Origin of the sequence: Acidovorax sp. SUPP2539 (assembly GCF_030158975.1) — a bacterium.
Lineage (GTDB): Bacteria > Pseudomonadota > Gammaproteobacteria > Burkholderiales > Burkholderiaceae_C > Paracidovorax.
The window spans coordinates 522,088-542,523 of record NZ_BQXJ01000002.1; the positions used below are offsets into that span (position 1 = coordinate 522,088).

A 20,436-nucleotide genomic window follows, 5' to 3' on the forward strand; every position below is an offset into this window, starting at 1 on the left:
GCAACTTCGTCTGTTGCAAGCGAAACAGCCCGGCCTTCGCTACCCGAAGAAGTTCGAGGATTGGCTGGAAGAACAAGCCCATTTGGGACTGACCTCAACCGCAGTCTGAGGAATGTCCTTCCTGCACAAAGCAGAGCATCGAAACAGACTTCAAACATGCCTACCCGGCAATTGCAACATACGTATAGTCCCGGCTCGCGGCGCTCACAAAAGCATTTCGGGCATGGCGCGGGTTCTTGGTGCCATTTACCAAGAGATGGCTTGGGATGATCTTGAAGAACGCAGGATTTGAAACAGAAGAACAGCTTGTGCAGGCAATTGCTGCCAGTATTAGGCGTGCTCGCAGTCGACAGTACAAAGTTGAATTCGAGGTCGACGCAGGGGTTGGAATTGCGGACCTTGTGCTGTCCAAGAGGACGCCCAGCAGTTCTAAAGCCTTGAGAGCCCTGGCGAGCATTTCGCCACGCGTCGCGGTTCTTCTTGATGGCAGCATTGGAGCATCCATCCATTCCTTGGACGAGCTCGCGGCTTGTGTCGGTGTGTCCAGATCAAGTGCCCATAGGCTCCTAGGTCAACTGTTGGCCTCTGGACTCGCACGTCCCTCTAAAGACGGCTTCGCTCTTGTGGCGGTGTCCACTCCGCCCTACGGACGCATCATCGCGGTAGAAGCAAAGCTGAGCAGTTGGCAAAGGGCCCTCATCCAGGCTTACCGCAATCTTCAGTTCGCTGACGAATCTTGGGTCGTTATGGACCACAAGTTTGCTCGCGCTGCCATCGCTCAGATCGAACGGTTCAAGGCTTCTGGTGTGGGCCTTGCTTCACTGAGCCGACCTCAAGGTCTCTTCATCCACTGCTCAGCTCACTCTGCGGGCCCCGTGAGCACCGGCAAACGTTGGCAAGCCCAGGCCGTTCTGGCGGCTCGAGCGACAGGGAAGTAGCGTCAAAGAGCCTGTAATACAGATCGCCAGGCTGGGAGGTGGCCCCCTTGCCCATGTCGTTCAAGCTGCACACCTTTCGAGCTCAGTTCACGGTATGCCCAAAGACCGATCTCAACACGTCTCAACAAGTAAGCTCGCCGATCACGGAGATTGAATTCGTTTAGCTCCTGCACAATGTCATGGGTGTTCGAGAAGTAATGTTTGTACAGCGGGGGTTGATTGAAAGTCGGCTCAAGAGGTCGCTCTAGTGCCTCTTCCGACCAGTCCGTTGGACGGTAAATCTCCCTCCACACCTCAGGCGCACGTGCACGGATACTCTTGGCATCTTCAAACTGAACCCAGTTCAGAAGGCCCGGCAGGTAGATACGGGCCTTTGGCCCCCGCCGGTCTCCTTCAGATTCCAAGAATTTATCGACGGAGAAGATTCGCGTGTTCTCGAATGCCCCCATGGTGATATCCAGATCGCCAGCGGCAGTCAGCAGAAGTCCTTCAGTGTTCGTATAGCCGACCGTCAACCGCAGGCCTGTGGCCAGCACGTCCTTAAAGAAGCGGATGCCCTCTCTCAAAAATTCGGGGTCCTGTATTTGCTTCAAATCGCGCTCATGCTGGTACATGAGATACATCTCTTCCACATTGGGGAAGGACGTGATCCAGTTCAGCAGCATGTTCCGCCATGTCGGATCCAGGATCATGTGCGAGGTGACCGCCACCGACAAACACAGGGGCTTGCCCTGAGCCTGTTCGATGAAGGCATCGACAGTGAATCGCCCCTGCCTCTCGAAGTAGTCCGGGTACATCTGATTCAGGAATCGAGTGGGTACGACAACCGCCCGGAAACCTTGCTCCACCTGAAAGTCGATGCATGCCTTGGCCACCATTGACGCGTGGGATACGAACGTTGAGGTCTGGAAGCCGCCATCAACTCCTTCAGGAAAGAATGGATAGCTCAGAAGCTTCTGCTTTCTGGAACTGGGAAGATAGAACTGCGGATCAAACAGCGAGACCTCGCGAGTTGCCCGCGAAAGCTCCTCCACCTTATTCTTCGCTTGGTGTAGTGGGCTGAGGATGAGGCCGTCACCACAACCGTCCTCCTCAAAAGAACTGACGTTCCAGTTGCTGTTATGTCCAACCTGATGTAACAAGCCTATCGGCATCAAACACTCCTCATTGCGTTCAACTCGGTGATGAATATCTCGGGAGTTCTGTGGCGCTGCCATGGCTTCTTCATCATCGCTTTCTCGACAAAGGCGGAGAACGCCATTGAAGCACCGCAGAAATCTTTCAGGACCGGAGGGTCAAACGACTCAGTGGCTTCCGCCACTTCAGCCATGTCCATTCTTGTCCGTAGATGAAACGGCTTGGCCCCACTCAGGAGGTAGTACATCAGGACTCCGAGAGCAAAGAAGTCGGACTTGAAACTGATTGCTGCCTTGTCGTTTGCGATCTGCTCAGGCGCCGCATACCCCACCGTTACCGGAGCTCGGCCCCATCCCTCTTGAGTGAGTCCTTCGACACCTGTCTCTCTGGCGATTCCCAGATCAATGACAACGACTTCTCCCGAAGGTCTAATCAAAATGTTTGCCGGTTTTATGTCCCGGTGAACAAATCTTTTGGGGTGCTCCCACAAAGGGAATATTGCGTTGGCCACGCCGATCGCCAGTTCGACAATGGCTGGCTCGTTACCTCGATACCGGTCAAGGACCTCATTAAGTGGTTTTGACTCAATGAACTCTTCTACGGTGACATACAGCCCTTCTGCAAGGCGCACTTCTGTGACTGGATTCTCCGTAAACAAGTTGCTGTACAGCAGCTTCGGAAAATCTGCCGGACGCACCTCTTCAAGGATTGCAGTCTCAGCCTGAAGCCTCGCAAGTGTGTCGGCCCCTGCGCCAGACACCACTTTCACTACGATCTGCCCCCATCCACCCCAGCCATAAAGGAAGCCTGCTTTATCAGGTTCCTCGTCTGGAGGTGGTATGTCTACGGGAATCAGAGAGTCGTCAAAATGGGCGAAGTACACCACCCTTTGGCCCGACTCGGCAGCAACCTCATCGATGATAAGGCTCGGCAAACATGCGCATAGGTGACCACGTAGTTGTGGCGTATCGGTTGGCATTCTCCCCCCTGTAACTTATACGTTTCAGCTTAGCGCAAAATTTGCTGGCAATTTCTATATAAGAAAGATAGCAGGAGAAAACCAACTTCGCCACTGAGAAAAACACCTGAATCTAATGTTTGCATTACACCTTCCGTGCCCTCGCCCTTCTGTACTTGACCGGCGAGTCTGCGATCCAGAGTCTTGAGCTCATTCACGACTTCACATTTAGCCTTGCCACGAGATCAGCGCGGCGCCAGCATGGCGATCGTGATGCGCGACACGCAGGTCAGCTCGCCTTCGTCGTTGACCATGTCGATCTGCCACACCTGCGTGGTGCGGCCGATGTGCACGGGCCTGGCGGTGCCGGTCACCCAGCCGCTGCGGGCCGAGCGCAGGTGGTTGGCGTTGATGTCCAGCCCCACGGCGTGCCAGCCCTCGGGCGATGCATATACCGCGCCCACCGAGCCGAGCGTCTCGGCCAGCACCACGCTCACGCCGCCGTGCAGCAGGCCGAAGGGCTGCTTGGTGCGCGTATCGACGGGCACGCGGGCGCGCAGGAAGTCGTCGCCGATCTCGGTGAATTCGATACCGAGGTGGGACACGGCGGTGCCTTCGTTGCCGGCTTGCACGGTGGACAGGTCGATGGGGCGCTTCCAGATGGGCATGGGGATTCCTCGCGTTGGTGGGTGGGGCCGGCCCGCCGCGGGCGGCCGGGAAAGTGGCCCGGATTATCCGGCGCCCTTGCCGCCGCAGGAGTCGCTCAGGCGCGCATGGTGCCGGTGCGCACGTAGCGCTCGTGCCAGGACAGCGCCTCGCCCAGCAGGTGGGGCGTGTGGCGGCCGCAGCCGCTGGCCTCGGCGCGGGCCACGTAGTCGCGCAGCGCGGGGCGGAAGTCCGGGTGCGCGCAGCGTTCGATCACCACGCGCGAGCGCTGCGAGGGCGACAGCCCGCGCAGGTCGGCCAGGCCCTGCTCGGTCACGATCACCTGCACGTCGTGCTCGGTGTGGTCCACATGCGAGGCCATGGGCACGATGCACGAGATGGCGCCGCCCTTGGCCAGCGACGGCGTGAGGAACATCGACAGATAGGCGTTGCGCGCATAGTCGCCCGAGCCGCCGATGCCGTTCATGATGGACGAGCCCATCACGTGCGTGGAGTTCACGTTGCCGTAGAGATCGGCCTCGATCATGCCGTTCATCGAGATCAGGCCCAGGCGGCGGATCAGCTCGGGGTGGTTGCTGATCTCCTGCGGGCGCAGCACGATGCGCTCTCGGTAGAAGTCGATGTGGCGGGTGAATTCCTCGGTGGCCGCCGGGCTGAGCGACAGCGCCGTGGCCGAGGCGCTGTCGAGCTTGCCCGAACGCAGCATGTCCAGCATGCCGTCCTGCAGCACCTCCGTGTAGGCCGTCATGTGGTCGAACGGGCCGGCGTTCAGGCCGGCCAGCACGGCGTTGGCGATGTTGCCCACGCCGGATTGCAGCGGCAGCAGGCCGGGCGGCAGGCGGCCCTGCGCCACCTCGTGCTGCAGGAACTCGATGATGTGGCCGGCGATGCGCTCTGAGGTGTCGTCCGGTGCGGCATAGGCCGAGTTGCGGTCCGGCGCGTGCGTGGCCACCACGGCGACCACCTTGGCCGGGTCGCAGCGCAGGTAGGGCTCGCCGATGCGGTCGGCCGGGCGCACCAGCGGGATCGGCACGCGGTTGGGCGGCAGATCGGTGCCGTAGTAGATGTCGTGCATGCCCTCCAGGCCCTCGGGCTGCCAGCTGTTGACCTCCAGGATGATGCGGTCCGCCTGGTCCAGCCAGGTCTTGTTGTTGCCCACCGACGATGAGGGGATCAGCCGGCCGTCGGGCAGCACGCCGGCCACCTCGATCACCGCCACGTCCAGCTTGCCCCACAAGCCGAACCACACGTAGGGCGCCACGTGCGACAGGTGGGTGTCCACGTACTGCATCTGGCCGGCATTGATCTGCTGGCGGCAGGTGGGGTCGGACTGGTAGGGCATGCGCATGCTGATGCCGCCCACCTTGGCCAGCGCGCCGTCCAGCTCCGGCGCGGTGGAGGCCCCTGTCCACAGCCCGATGCGAAAGGCCTCGCCGGCCGCATGCAGCCTCTCGATGCGGCGGGCCAGCGCCGCCGGCACGGCCTTGGGATAGCCCGCGCCGGTGAAGCCGCTCATGCCCACGCGCGCGCCGTCGGGAATCAGCTCGGCGGCCTGTTCGGCCGACAGGGTGCGTTCGCGCAGCAGGGGGTTGAGAACGCGGCTGGGTGGGGTCATAGGAGGGTGCTTTCTGCGCAAGGAGAGGCGGCCGCAAGGGACCGCAAGGCGGCTCGAAATCTTAGCAGCCGCCTGTGTCGCCACTCAGGGTTTACCCGTGAGCGAAAGCGGTCCCGGTCACTTTGGAATGCACCCGCGGCGACCGGCGGTACGATCGATGCCGCCCATGTCCACGACCTCCCTTTGCCCCTCCTGCCGGCAGCCCGCCGAGTCCCATCGCTTCCGCTCGCACGGCAGCGAGACCATCGAGCTGGACCTGTGTTTTGCCTGCCAGGGCCTGTGGTTCGACCCGCGGGAGAACACGCGCCTGGCCCCGGCCGGGGTGGTGGCGCTGTTCGAGCTGTTGCACCAGCACCGCGGGGATGCGCGCCACCCGGTGGCCCAGCGGCTGCAATGCCCGCACTGCCCGCGCGCGCTGGAGCCCGGCTTCGACGTGGTCAAGGGCGGGCGGTACAAGACCTTCCGCTGCCCCGCGGGGCACGGCCGGTTCAGCACCTTCGGCTCGCTCATGGTGGAAAAGGGGTTCGTGCGGCACCTGTCGGTGGCGGAGATCGACGCGCTGGCCGAGCGAGTGGGCACCATCCAGTGCACCAGTTGCGGCGGCACGGTGGACATCCGCAACGACCACGCCTGTCCCTATTGCCGCTCGGCCCTGTCGCTGCTGGACCCGCAGGCCGTGGACCGGGCACTGGACCGCCACGCCAGCGCGGCGCGGGCCACACCGGCTACCTCTGCGCCCGGGCCCTCCGACGTGGCCGATGCGCTGGTGGCCCTGGAGCGCGTGCGTTCGCGCGAGCGGCGCGAGATGGAGCGGGAGCGGCTGACCGGCGCGGGCGAAGGTTTCGATCTGCTGGCCGCGGGGCTGGAACTGGTCTGGACGCTGGTGCGGCGCTGAGGCCGCACCAGCGGCCGGGCGCCCGCTGCGGCAGGGGTCAGCGCCGGCGGTTCAGCAGCGCGTAGAGGCCGATGGCGCCGAAGGTGGCGGTGCCGATGCCGCCCAGCGCGAAGTCGCCGAATTTCAGCGTGAAGTCCCCCGTGCCGATGATGAGCGTGATGGCCGCCACGATGAGGTTCTTGTTGTCCGAGAAGTCCACCCGGTTGTCCACCCAGATCTTGGCGCCGGCCACGGCGATGAGGCCGAACACGACGATGGAGACGCCGCCCATCACCGGCAGCGGAATCGCCTGGATCAGCGCGCCGAACTTCGGGCTGAAGCCCAGCAGCAGCGCGATCAGCCCCGCCACCAGGAACACGGCGGTGGAGTAGATCTTGGTGGCGGCCATCACGCCGATGTTCTCGGCATAGGTGGTCACGCCCGTGCCGCCCGCACTGCCGCTCACCATGGTGGCGATGCCGTCGCCGATGAAGGCGCGGCCCATGTAGCGATCCAGGTTCTGGCCCGTCATGGCCGTCACGGCCTTGATGTGGCCCAGGTTCTCGGCCACCAGGATGACGGCCACGGGCGCGATCAGCAGCATGGCCGGGCCGCTGAACACCGGCGCCGTGAAGTGCGGCAGGCCCAGCCAGGGGGCGGAGGCCAGGGCCGACAGGTCGATCGGCTTGCCCCAGCCCAGCAGATTGGTGAACACGGCATAGACCACGCTGGCGGCGATCAGCCCCAGCAGGATCAGCAGGCGCTGCGCCATGCCCCGCGTGAGCACGGCCACCAGGCCCACGCACACGAAGGTGACGGCCTGCATCCAGCTCTCGAAGTTGTTGGCCGCCATGTTCTTGATGGGAATGCCGGCCAGGTTCAGCCCGATCACCGCCACCACCGCGCCCGTCACCACGGGGGGCATGAAGCGCTCGATCCAGCCGGTGCCGATGGCCTGCACCAGCGCGCCGATCAGGGTGTAGACCAGGCCGCACGCGACGATGCCGCCCAGCGCTACGGCCATGTTGGCATTGGGTCCCTGGCCGGCGTAGCCCGATGCGGCCACGACCACGCCGATGAAGGCGAAGCTGGAGCCCAGGTAGCTCGGCACCCGCCCGCCGGTGATGAGAAAGAAGATCAGCGTGCCCAGCCCGCTCATCAGGATGGCCACGTTGGGGTCGAACCCCATCAGGATGGGCGCGAGCACCGTGGCGCCGAACATCGCGATCACGTGCTGCACGCCCATCACGGCGGTCTGCCCCCAGGGCAGGCGTTCGTCGGGGGCGACGACGGCGCCCTGGGCAGCGGTGGTCACCCGCCAGCGGGGAAAGTAGGGGGAAGTCACGGGAAGGTCTCCTGAAAAGGTATGGGCACCTCGGCGTGCGGGTGCCGTCTGGATGGGGGAACGGCCGGTGGGGCGTGGGCGAGTTTAGGGTCAATGCACACCGGTGCGGCCGGGGGGCGAGGCGGCGCGTTTCGGCCCCTGGACCCACAGCCGCGTAGGACAGGGCCGACCTGTGGCCGCCGGGGCCTGCGATAACGTAGCCCTTCGGTATCGCAGCACGTCCCGCCGCCCGCCCCCGGGGCTTTTTTGACCTTTTCGAACCCTTCTGACGCACATGCCGCGCCACCGCCTCCGCTGGATTGCCCTGGGCGCCACTGCCGTGGCGCTGGCGTGCGCGGCCGCCTTGGCGATCTGGTGGCCGTCCGAGGCCGAGCTGGCCCGCCGCGCAGGCGATGCCGCGACCGAGCGGCTGGGCGTGCCGGTCAAGGTCGGCCAGTTGCACTGGTCGCTGTTTCCTTCGCCGCGCGTGGAACTGCGCGACGTGCGCACCGAACAGGAAGCCCCCTTGAGCGCCGAGCGCCTCTCGGCCGGCGTGCGCTGGGGCGACCTGCTGCACCGGCGACTGGCGCTGACCGACCTGCAACTGGAGAACGCCACCATCCCGCAGGCCTCGCTTTCGGAGTTCCAGGTGCGGCCCACCGATGATGGCGCCGAATCCTCCCTGCCGTTCACCCTGGCTCCCATCCCGGTGGAGCGGGCTGACTGGCAAGGCGTGCGCTGGATCGGCCGCAACGGCCGCACGCTCGTCTACGCCGGCAGCGCTGAATTCGACACCGCATGGCGGCCCCGCCAGGCCTGGCTGGAGCGCACTGGCGCACCCGTGCCCACACGCATGGCTATCACGCGCGAGGGCGCCGAGGACCGCTGGCGGGCCGATGTGTCCGCCGGCGGGCGCACCGAGCAGGGCACCCTGCGCCTGCAGGAGATCAACGGCCGTTATCGGGTCACGGGCGCCATCGACTTCACCGGCGTCGATGTGGAGGGAGTCATGGCCGCCTTCGAGCGCCGCGCCGTGGTGGCCGGCAAGGCCAGCGGCCACACCGACCTGATCGCCGAGGGGGCCGACCCGGCCGAGGCGGTGCAGGCCCTGCACACCCGCACCCGTTTCACGGTGGCGCGGGCCCGGCTGCTGACCTTCGACCTGGAGCGGGCCGTGAAGACCGTGGGCACCCAGCGCGGTGGCACCACGCAGCTCGACAGCCTGGAAGGCGTGGTGCGCACCGAGGCGGACCGCGGCGGCACCATCGTGCGCTACAGCGACCTCAAGGCGACCTCCGGCGTGCTCACGGCCACGGGCGACGCGGTGCTGCAGAACCGGCGGGTGAGCGGCCACGTGGCCGTGGACCTGGTGGATGGCGTGGTGGGCATTCCACTCGAATTCGGCGGCACCATGGACGACACCACGCTGACCCTTCCGCCGGCCGCGCTGGCCGGGGCGGCCGTGGGCACGGCCGTGGCGCCGGGCGTCGGCACGGCCATCGGCGCCCGCATCGGTGAAACCCTGCGCCGCATCTTCGGTGACGACGAGCCGGAGGTGCCGCCCCCCAAACGCCCGGCCCCGCGCCGCTGAGCGCGCCCGGAACCCGCCGCAAGGCCTGGATCTTCTTTTTTGGTGCAGCATGGATAACCCCATTGAAAAATGCCAGTCACCGCAATAAACACTAGGGCGTTATGCTATGAATTCAGGAGCAAATCAACAGGAAGGAGTGGTCGTATGACGGGTCGCAATCCGGCCCCGCCGGGCATGGGGCGGGTCGCTTTCGATCGATAGGAAGCCGTGCCATGTCCAGCGGTATCCCCACCCATCCCCCTTCGTTTCTCGCCTCCGGCGGCGAGATGGCGCAGCGCATCGCCCGACATGACTGGGCCGCCACGCCCCTCGGCCCCCTGGCCGCCTGGCCGGCCCACATGCAATGGGCCATTTCCACCATGCTGCACGCCGCCGTGCCCATGGCCACGCTGTGGGGCGAGTCCGGCGTGCTGCTCTACAACGACGCCTATGCGGCCTTCTCGGGCCAGCGCCATCCGCAGCTGCTGGGCTGCAACATCGGCGACGCCTGGCCCGAGGCGGCGCAGTTCAACCGCCACGTCGTGAAGACCGTCCTGGCCGGTGGCACCCTGAGCTACCGCGACCAGCCCTTCGTGCTGAACCTCAACGGGCGTGCCGAGCCGGTGTGGATCAACCTCGACTACTCGCCGCTGCTCGACGGGACCGGGCAGCCTGCGGGCGTGCTCGCACTGGTGGTGGACACCACCGCCAAGGTCCAGACCGAGCGACAGCTCAAGGGCGAGCAGGAGCGCTTCGCCCAGCTGTTCGAGCAGTCGCCCAGCTTCATGGCCATGCTGGAAGGGCCCGAGCACCGCATCGTGCTGGCCAACCCCGGCTACCTGCGGCTCGTGGGCAACCGGCCGCTGCTGGGCCTGACCGTGGCGCAGGCGCTGCCGGACGCGGCCACGCAGGGCTATGTCGAGCTGTTGGACCGGGTCTATGGCAGCGGAGAGGCCCTCACGGCGCATGCCGCCCGCTACGTCCGCCAGGCCGAGCCTGGCGGGCCGGAGCACGAGCTGTACGTGGACTTCGTCTTCCAGCCGATCCGCGATGCCGCGGGCGCGGTGACCGGCATCTTCGTGGAGGGTGTGGACATCACCGAGCGCATGGCGGCCGAGGCGCGGCGCGAGGCGCTGGCGCGGTTTTCCGACCAGTTGCGGTCGCTGGACAGCGTGGACGCCGTCTGCCTGGCCGCGGCCGAAACGCTGGGCCGCACCCTGAAGGTCAGCCGCGCGGGCTATGGCGCGGTGGATGCCGTCGCGCAGGCCGTGCACGTGCACCACGACTGGATGGCGCCCGGCTGCGATCCGCTCGCGCCGGTGCTGCACCTGCCCGATTTCGGCGGCTTCCTGGACGACCTGGCGCGCGATGAATCCGTGTGCGTGGCCGACGTGCGCGGCGACGCCCGCACCCGCGACCGGGCCCCGGCGCTGGAGGGGCTGTGCGCCCGCGCCTTCATGAACATGCCGGTGGTGGAACACGGCCAGCTGGTGGCCATGCTGTTCGCCCACCACGAGCACGTGCGCGAGTGGACGGGCGAGGAGATCGCCTTCATGCGCGAAGTGGCCGCCCGCACGCGCACCGCCGCCGAGCGCGCGCGCACCGAGGCCCAGCTGCGCGAGGTCAACGAGTCGCTGGAGCAGGCGGTGGCGCAGCGCACCCACGAGCTGATGGAGGTCGAGGCCAAGTACCGCCAGGCGCAGAAGATGGAGGCCATCGGCCAGCTGACCGGCGGCATCGCGCACGACTTCAACAACCTGCTGGGCGCCATGAGCGCCAGCCTGCAGGTGCTGGAAAAGCGCATCGCGCTGCACAAGTTCGACAACGCCGAGCGCTACATCGGCATGGCGCAGGGCTCGGTGCGCCGTGCCGCGTCCCTCACCCAGCGCCTGCTGGCCTTCTCGCGCCGCCAGACGCTGGACCCCAAGCCGGTGGACGTCAACCGGCTCATCGGCAGCATCGAGGAGATGGTGCGCCGCACGGTGGGCCCGGGCGTGGAGGTGGAGGTCGTCGGCGCGGGGGGGCTGTGGCTCACCCGGGTCGATCCGTCGCAACTGGAGAACGCGGTGCTCAACCTGTGCATCAACGCGCGCGACGCCATGTCGCCCCACGGCGGGCGGCTGACCATCGAGACCGCCAACAAGTGGCTGGACGACCGCGCCGCCACCGAGCGCGAGCTGGCGCCGGGCCAGTACATCTCGGTGTGCGTGACCGACACCGGCGCTGGCATGGCGCCCGACGTGGCCGCCCGCGCGTTCGACCCCTTCTTCACCACCAAGCCCATGGGGCAGGGCACGGGCCTGGGCCTGTCGATGGTGTACGGCTTCGTGCGCCAGTCGGGCGGGCAGGTGCGCATCTATTCGGTGCCCGGCGAGGGCACCACCATGTGCCTGTACCTGCCGCGGTACCTGGGCGACGCCGATGCCGAGGTGCCCGAGCTGCCGGCCATCGACGGCCACCGCGGCGAGGGCGAGGTGGTGCTGGTCATCGAGGACGAGTCCATCATCCGCGGGCTCATCGCCGAAGAGCTGGAAAACCTGGGCTACCGGGTCGTCTCGGTGGGCGACGGGCCGGCCGGCCTGCACGTGCTGCAGTCCGGGCGCCGCGTGGACCTGCTGCTCACCGACGTGGGGCTGCCCGGCGGCCTGAACGGCCGCCAGGTGGCCGACGCCGCCCGCGTCACGCGCCCCGGCCTCAAGGTGTTGTTCATCACCGGCTATGCCGAGAATGCGGCCGTGGGCAACGGCCTGCTGGAATACGGCATGGAGGTGATCACCAAGCCCTTCGACGTGGGCGCGCTGGCCGCCAAGGTGCGGGAGATGATTGAGCGCTGAGGGGCACGGGCCCCGTGCGCTTTTGGTTCAGGGGCGGACCCGCTGGGTGGCGTGCGTGAAGAACGTGTTGCCGCCCGAGGTCTTGAACTCGCTGAACTCGCGCGACGGCGCCCCCGAGCCGGCGGTGCGCCAGCCGAAGAGCCCGGTCGGGCTGGGGTCGGGCGCAAGGCCCTCCGTGGCCACCTCGAGCGCCGCGTTGTAGAAGGCCGTGTACTGGACGTTCCAGCGCAGGTTGGTGGCGTCGTTGACGAGTGCCAGCACCCCGTTGATCACCTTTTCCTGGCCCCCGCCCAGCCGGGGATACTGGTCGAATCCCTTGAACTGCACGCCGTGGGCGCTGGCCCGCACGATGTCCGTCAGGCTGCGCGCATTGGGGGCGCCGAAGTCCTGCGGCTTGCCCGAAGCGAGCCGGTTGTGGAGCACGCGCCGCATCATGCGCATGCCCTGCTTGGCGTCCTCGATGTCCTTCACGCCGGTGTCGCGCCACGTCTGCGGCGCCGGGGCCTCGGCCAGGAACAGGCGCATCAGCATGCCGGCCTCGGAGGCGGCATCGGGCAGCGACACCGGCTTTCGGATCGTGATGCTGACCAGCGGCGGGGTGATCGTCAGCAGCGGGGCGCCCGCGCCCTGCTGGACCTGGATGGCCAGCTTGGCATTGCCTTCGCGCAGGGCGGTGACCACGAAGGCCCACGAGTCGGCGCGGCTGTTGTGGGTGCTGCTCACCTCCAGCAGGTTGGGGATGTCGCTCACGGCGACGAGCTTCTGGCGCTTGTCGATGGCCTCGAGCTTGACGCGCAGCTTGTTGCCCACCACCAGGGTCAATACGCTGGGCACCGGGTCGTTGTAGGCGAACTTCAGGAGGGCATTGGGCATGGCAAAGGGCTCGGATCGGAAGAGAGAGAAATAAAGGAAAAAGGGGGCTGCAGCAGACCCGCAGGCAGGTGCTTCGGGCATCCACGGAATGCGCCGCGAAGTGGCAAGAGGGACGAGAAAAGGGAAAGGGGACGGGACAGGGCCGAGACGCCTGGAAGGCGCCCAGGGCGGCCTCAGTGCAGCGTCAGGGCGGCGGCTGGAACGCCGGCACGCGCACCGCGGTGCCGATGCGCCGGCACTGGCCCTGGATGCGCTCCACCCAGGGGCGGCTCACCAGGAAGGTGCTGGAGCCCACGGCCTCGTCGGTGGGCACCACGTCGGTCTTCAGGTTCACCGACTTGCCGTTCGCCAGGGCCGCGCCGCGCTCGGCCGGGTCGTCGTCCTGTGAGGTGTTCGGGGCCCCTGGCGGCACCGGCGGCGGCACCCGCAGCCGGTAGATGTGCGATCCGGTGGTCCAGACCATCCACACCAGGGCAAAGCCTTCCGGGTCGGCCTTGGACGGCGGAAACGCCTGCTGCACGAAGCAAAACGACTGGGGCCGCCGCGTCTGCCGCAGTTCCGTCAGGAACGCGCGGAGCATGGCCGGGCTGGCGATGTGTTCCGGGGCCGGGGTCGAGAAGGCCGGGTCGGCCGCCACGGGCTGCGGGCGGCCCGCGTCGGCCCAGGCGCCGGGCGCGAGAGTCGCCAGCAGGGTCGCCAGGCCCCAGGCGTGCAGCCTCGGGCGCGCCTTAGGAAACAGGGACAAAACGGGGCGCAGCCGGGGTACGTGCATGGGGCAGGAGGGGAAGCCGGGACCGGCGTAGTGTACGCAGGCGCCTGCCCCCGCCATGGCGCGGTGGCCAAGGCGAGGGCCCTGTGGCAGACCCCGCGGCGGGAGCGTCAGCCGTTGGTGGCGATCACTGCGCTGATGAGGCCGGGACCGGGGAAGTCGGCCATGACCATGCCCACCCGCCCGTGCAGTTCCCCACCTGGGCCCATGCGGGGGTACAGGAGCTGGTTCGTCCCGTCGAAGGCGATCGAGCAGATGCCGATGAAGCAGTTGACGCGGGGAAAGTCGGGCCAGCTGTTCTTCCAGCCCGGGGTGGTCCGCCCCGTCATGAGCAGGGGGGCGTTGGTCTGGGGGCTCGACGCCCCGCTGGCGACGAAATAGGGGAACGAGCCGGACGCGGCGCTCAGGTAGTTGATATAGGCCTGGTCGCGGCTTCCGGCGATCGCCGCGCGGGCATGTGCCTTGACCTTTTCCCACTTGTCGTACAGGTCCCAGTTGGTGCCCAGCTTCCATTCGTCCTGGATGCTGAACGCGCCGGGGTACGCGATACCGTACTGGTGCGTCGCGGTGAAGTTCTGCAGCACCACGATCTTGCCGCGCAGGTCCTTGAGCACGGGGTTGCCGCCGGTGCCGTCCGTGGGCGGCTGCCAGAAGGCGGCCTGGTTGGGTTGGTAGTAGCGATTCTTGAACGTGTCCTCGAAGGTCTCGGTGTTGCCGCCGCCGTCGCCCTCCTGCTTGATTCGCATGAACACGGTTTCCGACGGGTGGGTCTTCAGGAAGTCGATCACGGTGGCGAGCACGTCGGAGAAGTACGCGTACTGGAACTGGATGCCGTGGTAGATCGGCAGTTCGTCCTTGGTGTGGTTGCACCGGATGTCCAGCACGCGGATGCCGGATTTGAGTTGGTTCGCCAGCGGCATCGACTGCGTCTGGGTGATGTCGCCGCCATAGAACGACATGGTGTCGTGCGTGCCGGGCAGGGACAGCTCGCTGAGCCTGCGCCCGTCCGGCAGGTGCGCCATCCAGTCGGTGTTGCTGGTCTTTATTTCCGAATCATGTGAATATCCCTGCCGGCTGGCCGCCAGCTCGCCCGTGGGCACGTGGATCGCCGCGCATTGCATGAGCACCTGAGTCATCGTTCACCTCCTAAAAATGCATGTTTGTGAAAAATCGGTTGCCGGGCGGGTGGTGCCGCCCACCTGTAGCAGCCGGCACCCCCGACCCGCAAGACTAGAGAGGCAGTGCCTCGCGCGCATCCCTGATATCGGGGATGCGTGCCGTTTTTCCTGCGTGCAGCGCCCCTGCCGATGAGCGCGCCCGCACCACCGGCCGTGGCCGCCGTGCTGCTGGTGGAGGACGACCCCGCCTGCGCGCGGCGCCTGGCCCGCCTGCTCGGGCAGGTCCATCCCGGGGCATCGGTGACGCATGCCGGCAGCCTGGCCCAGGCCGGCGCGTTGTGGCCCGCGCGGGGCTTCGATCTGGCGCTGGTGGACCTGCACCTGCCCGATGGTTCGGGACTGGCGCTGCTGGAGGCGTTTTCGCGAGCCCGCCCGCCACTGGAGGCCGTGGTGGTCTCCGCCTGGGGGCACACCGACACCATCGTCGCGGCCATCCAGGCCGGCGCGCGGGGCTACCTGCTCAAGAGTGCCGAAGACGATGAACTGGTGCGCGCGCTGGCCTGCATGCGGGCCGGGGGGGCGCCCATCGACCCGCTGGTCGCCGCGCGCATCCTCGCCCTGCTGGCATCGGCCCCCGGCCACGGCGCCAGCACCGCACCGCCAGCCCCTGGCGCCGGCAGCGGCGCTGCCGACGGGGTGCTGCGCGTGGCGCTGTCGGCGCGCGAGTTGCAGGTGCTGCACCAGGTGGCGCTCGGCGACACCAACCGTGAGATCGCGCACACCCTGGGCCTGTCCGTGCACACCGTGGAATGCCACACACGCAGCATCTACCGCAAGCTGGTGGTGCGCACCCGCACGGAGGCCGTGGTCCTGGCACAGGCGCAAGGCTGGCTCTAGTGGAGCGCAGGGCGTCGCGTGGTGCCTCGCTGGCGCTGGCTGCCCTGCTCGCCCTGGGCGCGGTGGCCCTGCTGGTGAGCGCCTTGCTGCCGTCCCCGCGGGCCTGGGGGGCGGGCGATCTCCTGGCCTTCACCGCCGTGGAGTCGGTGCGCGGCGAGCCGCTGGAGTCCATGGCGCCCCAGGCGCCCGCCGTGGCCGTGCCGCCCGCGCACGGCTGGGTGCCCGTCACTTTGCCCGATGCCTGGAGCGACCGCTGGCCCGCGCACGACGGCGTGGTGTGGTACCGCCTGCGCTTCACGCTGCCGCCCGACATCCCCGCGGAGCGGGAGTTCGCACTCGCCCTGGACGCGATGAACATGGCCGGCGCGGTGTGGCTCGACGGCCAGCTGCTGTGGCGCGACGAGCGCCTGGCCGAACCCGGCTTGACCCGGGCCTGGAACCAGCCGCGCTTCGTGCGCCTGGGCGCGCTGCGGGCGCCAGGGCCGGGCCGTGCGCAGGCCGGGGGCGAGCACACGCTGCTGGTGCGCATCACCGGCTACGCGCCCTATGTGGGCGGCCTGAGTGAGGTGTGGCTGGGGGCTGCGGACCCGGTGCAGCGCCTGCATGCCCAGGCGCAATGGTGGCGCGTGGGCCTGCAGCAGGTGAGCCTGGGGGTCAACGTGGCCATGGCGCTGCTGTTTCTCATGCTGTGGATCTGCTGGCCGCGCGAACGGCTGTACGGATGGTTCGCGCTCACGGCGCTGGCGTGGTCCGCGGGCTGCTACAACCAGGTGGCCACGGGCGTGTGGCCGCTGCGCACCGTGCCCCAATGGCAGTTCGCGATGGCCGCGCTGCTGTTGCTGTTCGCCGGCAGCTACCTGGTCTTCGTCTTCCGCTTCGCCGGCCGGCGCCATGTCCGCTGCGAGGCCGCCCTGGCCTGCACCCTGGGCGCGGCCGTCCTCGCCGGCATCCTGGCCATGGGCCGGTATCCCCAGGCGCTGCCGGCCGTGCGGATGGCGACGTTGCTGGCCGGGCTGCTGCTGTTCATTCTGGCGGTGGCCTATGTGCTGCAGCATGCCCTGCGCACGCGCAGCCCCTCCAGCATCGCGCTGGCGCTGGCCGTGGTGATCGCGCTGGCCGGCGGGCTGCACGACATGGCGGCCCTTCTCGCGTGGATCGACGACACGCGCTATTACGCTGTGGTCTGTTCCACCTTCTCGCTCGTAAGCATGGCGTTCCTGCTGGCGTGGCGGCTGCGCAGCGCGTTCGAGCGCGAGGCTTACTTCAATGCGGAACTGCGCGAGAAGGTGGAGGGCGCGCGCGCCGAGCTGACCGCGGCGCTGGCCCGGCAGCGCGCCCTGGAACTGGCCAACGCCCGCCAGGCCGAGCGCATCGGCATGGTGCGCGACCTGCACGACGGCCTGGGCGGCACGCTGGTCCATGCGGCGGCCTGCTGGGGCGAGGCGCCGCAGGTGCCGGTGCCCGCGCCGCAGGCGCTCGCGGTGCTGGCGCAGATCAGCGACGACCTGCGGCTGATCATCGACACCACGGCCCATGTGCCGCAAGGGGATCTGCAGGCCCTGCTGGCCGCCCCCCGGCGGCGCCTGATGTCGCGCCTGCAGGCCGCGGGCATCGATGCCCGCTGGCATGCCGAGGGCCTGGACGGGGTGCGGCTGGAGGGGGCGCGTGCGCTGAACCTGCTGCGGCTCCTGCAGGAGGCGGTGACCAATGCCATCCGGCACAGCGGAGCGCGCCGCGTCGGCATATCGGTGCTGCGCCGGGGGCCGTGCCTGCAGGTCTGCGTGCAGGACGACGGCCGGGGTTTCGATGCCACGCGGGCCGGCGCGCAGGGGATGGGACTGGCGAACATGCGGCAGCGTGCGATCGCCCTGGAGACGGTGCTGCAGCTCGAAACCGCCCCGGGCCAGGGGTGCCGGGTGGCCGTCGACGTGGCATGGCAGGCCGCCGATCCGCCAGTTCCCCCGATCCCTTCGGGCGATTGACTTTTCAGTGCGCGCGGCTGGCGAGCGCCCGCTCGATGCGGTGCCGCGCCACGGTGGTCTTGGGCACCTTGAACGGGAACCAGGCGCGCACGTCCTCGTCCAGCCCGATGCCGTGCATGTAGTTGTAGATCGCCTTCTTCAGCGCGCCGCCCAGCGCGTCGTGGTCCACGCCCGTGGGATCGATGAAGGCCACGTCGTTCTTGGCGAAGTCGCCCGGCGGCAGCGGCGCGAGCGTGACGCCGTACTCCCCGGGGTTCTTGCCCACGGGCGAATGCACGGTGCAGGCGAAGCGGTGGAAGAACCCGCTCTGGATGCAGCCGTTGGCGAACAGCTGGCGCACGTATTCGAGCGCATCCACGGTGTCCTGCACCGTCTGGGTCGGAAAGCCGTACATCAGGTAGGCGTGCACGAGGATGCCGGCGTCGGTGAAGGCCCGCGTCACGCGCGCCACCTGGTCCACCGACACGCCCTTCTTCATGAGCTGCAGCAGCCGGTCCGAGGCCACCTCCAGCCCGCCCGAGATCGCGATGCAGCCGGAGTCGGCCATCAGCTCGGCCAGCTCGGGCGTGAAGGTCTTTTCGAACCGCACATTGCCCCACCACGAGATGCCGGCGTTGCGTTCGATCAGCTCGGTGGCGAGCGCCTTGAGGGCTTTCGGCGGGGCGGCCTCGTCCACGAAGTGAAAGCCGGTCTGCCCGGTCTCGCGCACGATCTGCTCGATGCGGTCGGCCAGCACGGCGGCGCTCGCGCCCTCGTAGCGGCTGATGTAGTCCAGGCTCACGTCGCAGAAGCTGCACTTCTTCCAGTAGCAGCCGTGGGCCACGGTGAGCTTGTTCCAGCGCCCGTCGCTCCACAGCCGGTGCATGGGGTTGAGCATGTCCAGCAGCGAGAGGTAGCGGTCCAGCGGCAGGCCGTCCCAGGTGGGCGTGCCCACCTCGGCGAAGGCGATGTCGGCCTCCATCATGTTCACGTACTGCACGGCGCCGTCGTCGCCCCGCACGAAGGTGCGCACCAGGCGCTGGCGGCCGCGCTGGCCCTGCACGTGCTCCAGCAGCGCGAGCAGCGGGCGCTCGCCCGCGTCCAGCGTGACGTAGTCGAAATGGTCGAACACGCGGGGCTCGGCCAGCTCGCGCAGCTCGGTGTTCACGAAGCCGCCGCCCAGCACCGTGGCGATGTGCGGGTAGCGCGCCTTGATGGCCTGGGCGATGCGAAAGGCCGCGTACACCGAGCCGGGAAAGGGCACGGACAGCAGCACCACGTCGGGCGTGTGGCGCGCGATGGCCTCGTGCGTGAGCGCCTCGAGCATCTCGTCCACCAGCGTGGGCGGCGCGGCCAGCGCGTCGGCCAGCGGATCGAAGGTGGGCTGGCTGCCGGCCAGCGACTCGGCATAGCGCACGAACTCGAAGCGCTCGTCCACCGCATCGCGCAATACGTCGGCCAGGTCGTTCAGGTACAGCGTGGCGATGTGCTTGGCCTTGTCGTGCAGGCCCAGGGCGCCGAAGGCCCAGCCCAGCGGGTCGCCGCCCTCGTCGTCCACATAGACGTCGAGCGAGGCGAAGCGCGGGCCCTCGGGCAGGTAGTGGCGCCCGGCGATGCGGTGCGCGAGAGTCGAGTCGCGCCCCTGCAGGAACGCGATGGCCGGCGCCACCGTGGCGAGGTAGCGGTCCTGCTGTGCGGCGAAGGACTGGACCGCCGGGCTGCGCTGCGCCTCGGGCAGGGCCTGCACCCGCGCGGCCACGGCCTGCAGGCCCTCGGGCGAGAGCAGGCGCAGCACCAGGGCCAGCGCCAGGTCTTCCTGGAACGCGGTGACGCCGCGCGAGCGCAGAAAGCCCGTCAGGTAGGCGCTGGAGGGGTAGGGCGTGTTCAGTTGCGTCATCGGCGGGATGACGGCCAGCACGCGGGGGGTCGAGGCGGACATGGGTGTGGGGCAGGGCGGCCGCGCAAAAGGCGGGGGGCAGCAAAGCGCGGCGGAAGGCGGGCGAGGGCCGATTATCCCGCCGGGCTCAGGCCGGCGCGCCGCGTGGGGGCTTCGTCCGCCCGGACACGGGCAGTGCGCCCGCCTGCCAGGCGAAGCGGAACGTGGGCACCCGCGTGCCGCCGGGCGCGTCCCACTGGTCGGCCTGCACGTTCGCGGCCCCGTGGGCGGCATAGAAGCGCTGCGCCTGCAGGTTGCTCGGCAGCACCCAGAGGTACAGCCCCGCATCGGCGCAGGCCGCGGCGCAGTGGTCCGCCACGGCGGCGAGCAGCTGCGCGCCGATGCCCGTCCCGTGCGCCTGCGCGCTCACGTGGATGTTGTCCAGCAGGCTGCCCCACACCGGGTCTTCGCCCGGGTAGGCGCAGACGAAGCCGAGCAGGCGGTCGCCTTCGGCGGCCACGATCACGTGCTGCCCTGCGGGCGGCTGCGGTGATTGAAGCCGCTGTGTCCAGAGCGCCAGCCGGTCGGCCTCCACGTCGGTGGCGAGGTAGTGCTCGGACAGGGCGCCCCGGTAGGCGAACCGCCAGCTGGCGGTGTGCAGGGCCGCGATGGCCGGGGCGTCGGAGGGTCGGGAGAGGCGCAGCAGCGCGGTCATGGCCGGCCTTTCTTTGCCGCGCGGTCGAACTTCTGCCAGTACCGGAATTCGTCTTCGTGCACCTCGATATCGACTTCGGCCACGCGCTGCTGCAGGCGCTCCTGCACGTCGGCCACTGCCTGGTTGTAGACGCTGGGTCCGATCTCCTCCAGAAAGAAGCCCAGCAGGCCGCTGGCGGCGATGTTGCCGATCTTCTCTTCCATGTTCTCGCGGAAATACCGCTCGATCGAGGCCACGGCCTGCTGGTGGACGTCCTTGGGCAATGCGATGGTCATGCGGGCTCCGGTGAGAAGAGGCCGGCTGCGGGAGAG

At 68.1% G+C, this 20,436-nt stretch carries 17 protein-coding genes; 6 read left to right on the forward strand and 11 right to left on the reverse strand.

What is annotated here, in order from left to right:
* Positions 1 to 266: 266 nt before the first annotated feature.
* Complete coding sequence (locus tag AVTE2539_RS10010) at positions 267 to 938, forward strand: helix-turn-helix domain-containing protein (protein ID WP_284410208.1); 672 nt, start codon at positions 267 to 269, stop codon at positions 936 to 938.
* 2 nt (positions 939 to 940) lie between these two features.
* Here AVTE2539_RS10010 and AVTE2539_RS10015 read toward each other — a convergent pair whose 3' ends face one another.
* The 4 genes from AVTE2539_RS10015 to scpC all read right to left on the reverse strand — a co-directional run bounded on the left by AVTE2539_RS10015 (position 941) and on the right by scpC (position 5,314).
* A complete protein-coding gene (locus AVTE2539_RS10015; RefSeq protein ID WP_284410210.1) occupies positions 941 to 2,155 on the reverse strand; it encodes a hypothetical protein in 1,215 nt (404 codons plus the stop codon).
* Entirely contained in the window at positions 2,092 to 3,009 is a 918-nt protein-coding gene (locus tag AVTE2539_RS10020; protein ID WP_284410212.1) for a serine/threonine protein kinase, read from the reverse strand. The genes AVTE2539_RS10015 and AVTE2539_RS10020 overlap by 64 nt, the downstream gene beginning before the upstream one ends.
* A 269-nt stretch (positions 3,010 to 3,278) precedes the next feature.
* Positions 3,279 to 3,701: a hotdog fold thioesterase gene (locus tag AVTE2539_RS10025; protein WP_284410214.1), complete on the reverse strand. Its 423-nt coding sequence runs from the start codon at positions 3,699 to 3,701 to the stop codon at positions 3,279 to 3,281.
* A 95-nt stretch (positions 3,702 to 3,796) separates the two neighbouring features.
* Positions 3,797 to 5,314: a succinyl-CoA:acetate CoA-transferase ScpC gene (gene scpC / locus AVTE2539_RS10030; RefSeq protein WP_284410216.1), complete on the reverse strand. Its 1,518-nt coding sequence runs from the start codon at positions 5,312 to 5,314 to the stop codon at positions 3,797 to 3,799.
* A 166-nt stretch (positions 5,315 to 5,480) separates the two neighbouring features.
* Between scpC and AVTE2539_RS10035 the strand changes: the two genes are divergently transcribed.
* Entirely contained in the window at positions 5,481 to 6,209 is a 729-nt protein-coding gene (locus AVTE2539_RS10035) for a TFIIB-type zinc ribbon-containing protein (RefSeq protein WP_284410218.1), read from the forward strand.
* A 37-nt stretch (positions 6,210 to 6,246) separates the two neighbouring features.
* Here AVTE2539_RS10035 and AVTE2539_RS10040 read toward each other — a convergent pair whose 3' ends face one another.
* Complete coding sequence (locus AVTE2539_RS10040; RefSeq protein ID WP_284410222.1) at positions 6,247 to 7,533, reverse strand: solute carrier family 23 protein; 1,287 nt, start codon at positions 7,531 to 7,533, stop codon at positions 6,247 to 6,249.
* A gap of 274 nt (positions 7,534 to 7,807) precedes the next feature.
* On the opposite strand from AVTE2539_RS10040, the gene AVTE2539_RS10045 reads away from it, so the two are divergent.
* Both AVTE2539_RS10045 and AVTE2539_RS10050 read left to right on the forward strand, forming a co-directional pair.
* Positions 7,808 to 9,103 (forward strand): AsmA family protein, encoded by a 1,296-nt coding sequence (locus tag AVTE2539_RS10045; RefSeq protein WP_284410224.1) that lies wholly within the window; start codon positions 7,808 to 7,810, stop codon positions 9,101 to 9,103.
* A 212-nt stretch (positions 9,104 to 9,315) separates the two neighbouring features.
* A complete protein-coding gene (locus tag AVTE2539_RS10050; RefSeq protein ID WP_284410241.1) occupies positions 9,316 to 11,916 on the forward strand; it encodes an ATP-binding protein in 2,601 nt (866 codons plus the stop codon).
* Between the two features lie 27 nt (positions 11,917 to 11,943).
* On the opposite strand, the gene AVTE2539_RS10055 is transcribed toward AVTE2539_RS10050, so the two are convergent.
* The 3 genes from AVTE2539_RS10055 to AVTE2539_RS10065 form a co-directional block, all read right to left on the reverse strand.
* Positions 11,944 to 12,789, reverse strand: a complete 846-nt coding sequence (locus tag AVTE2539_RS10055; RefSeq protein ID WP_284410243.1) for a hypothetical protein — start codon at positions 12,787 to 12,789, stop codon at positions 11,944 to 11,946.
* 184 nt (positions 12,790 to 12,973) lie between these two features.
* A complete protein-coding gene (locus AVTE2539_RS10060) occupies positions 12,974 to 13,534 on the reverse strand; it encodes a hypothetical protein (RefSeq protein ID WP_284410245.1) in 561 nt (186 codons plus the stop codon).
* Between the two features lie 134 nt (positions 13,535 to 13,668).
* A complete protein-coding gene (locus AVTE2539_RS10065) occupies positions 13,669 to 14,694 on the reverse strand; it encodes a phosphatidylinositol-specific phospholipase C (RefSeq protein WP_284410246.1) in 1,026 nt (341 codons plus the stop codon).
* Positions 14,695 to 14,865: 171 nt separating this feature from the next.
* Between AVTE2539_RS10065 and AVTE2539_RS10070 the strand changes: the two genes are divergently transcribed.
* Both AVTE2539_RS10070 and AVTE2539_RS10075 read left to right on the forward strand, forming a co-directional pair.
* Entirely contained in the window at positions 14,866 to 15,573 is a 708-nt protein-coding gene (locus tag AVTE2539_RS10070) for a response regulator transcription factor (protein WP_284410248.1), read from the forward strand.
* Positions 15,573 to 17,555: an ATP-binding protein gene (locus tag AVTE2539_RS10075; protein ID WP_284410250.1), complete on the forward strand. Its 1,983-nt coding sequence runs from the start codon at positions 15,573 to 15,575 to the stop codon at positions 17,553 to 17,555. Before AVTE2539_RS10070 ends, AVTE2539_RS10075 begins: the two co-directional genes overlap by 1 nt.
* A 4-nt stretch (positions 17,556 to 17,559) precedes the next feature.
* On the opposite strand, the gene AVTE2539_RS10080 is transcribed toward AVTE2539_RS10075, so the two are convergent.
* The 3 genes from AVTE2539_RS10080 to AVTE2539_RS10090 all read right to left on the reverse strand — a co-directional run bounded on the left by AVTE2539_RS10080 (position 17,560) and on the right by AVTE2539_RS10090 (position 20,400).
* Entirely contained in the window at positions 17,560 to 19,473 is a 1,914-nt protein-coding gene (locus AVTE2539_RS10080) for a B12-binding domain-containing radical SAM protein (RefSeq protein WP_284410252.1), read from the reverse strand.
* 85 nt (positions 19,474 to 19,558) lie between these two features.
* On the reverse strand, positions 19,559 to 20,125 hold the full coding sequence (locus AVTE2539_RS10085; protein WP_284410254.1) for a GNAT family N-acetyltransferase: 567 nt from the start codon (positions 20,123 to 20,125) through the stop codon (positions 19,559 to 19,561).
* A complete protein-coding gene (locus AVTE2539_RS10090; protein ID WP_284397064.1) occupies positions 20,122 to 20,400 on the reverse strand; it encodes a DUF2164 domain-containing protein in 279 nt (92 codons plus the stop codon). The genes AVTE2539_RS10085 and AVTE2539_RS10090 overlap by 4 nt, the downstream gene beginning before the upstream one ends.
* Positions 20,401 to 20,436 lie beyond the last annotated feature (36 nt).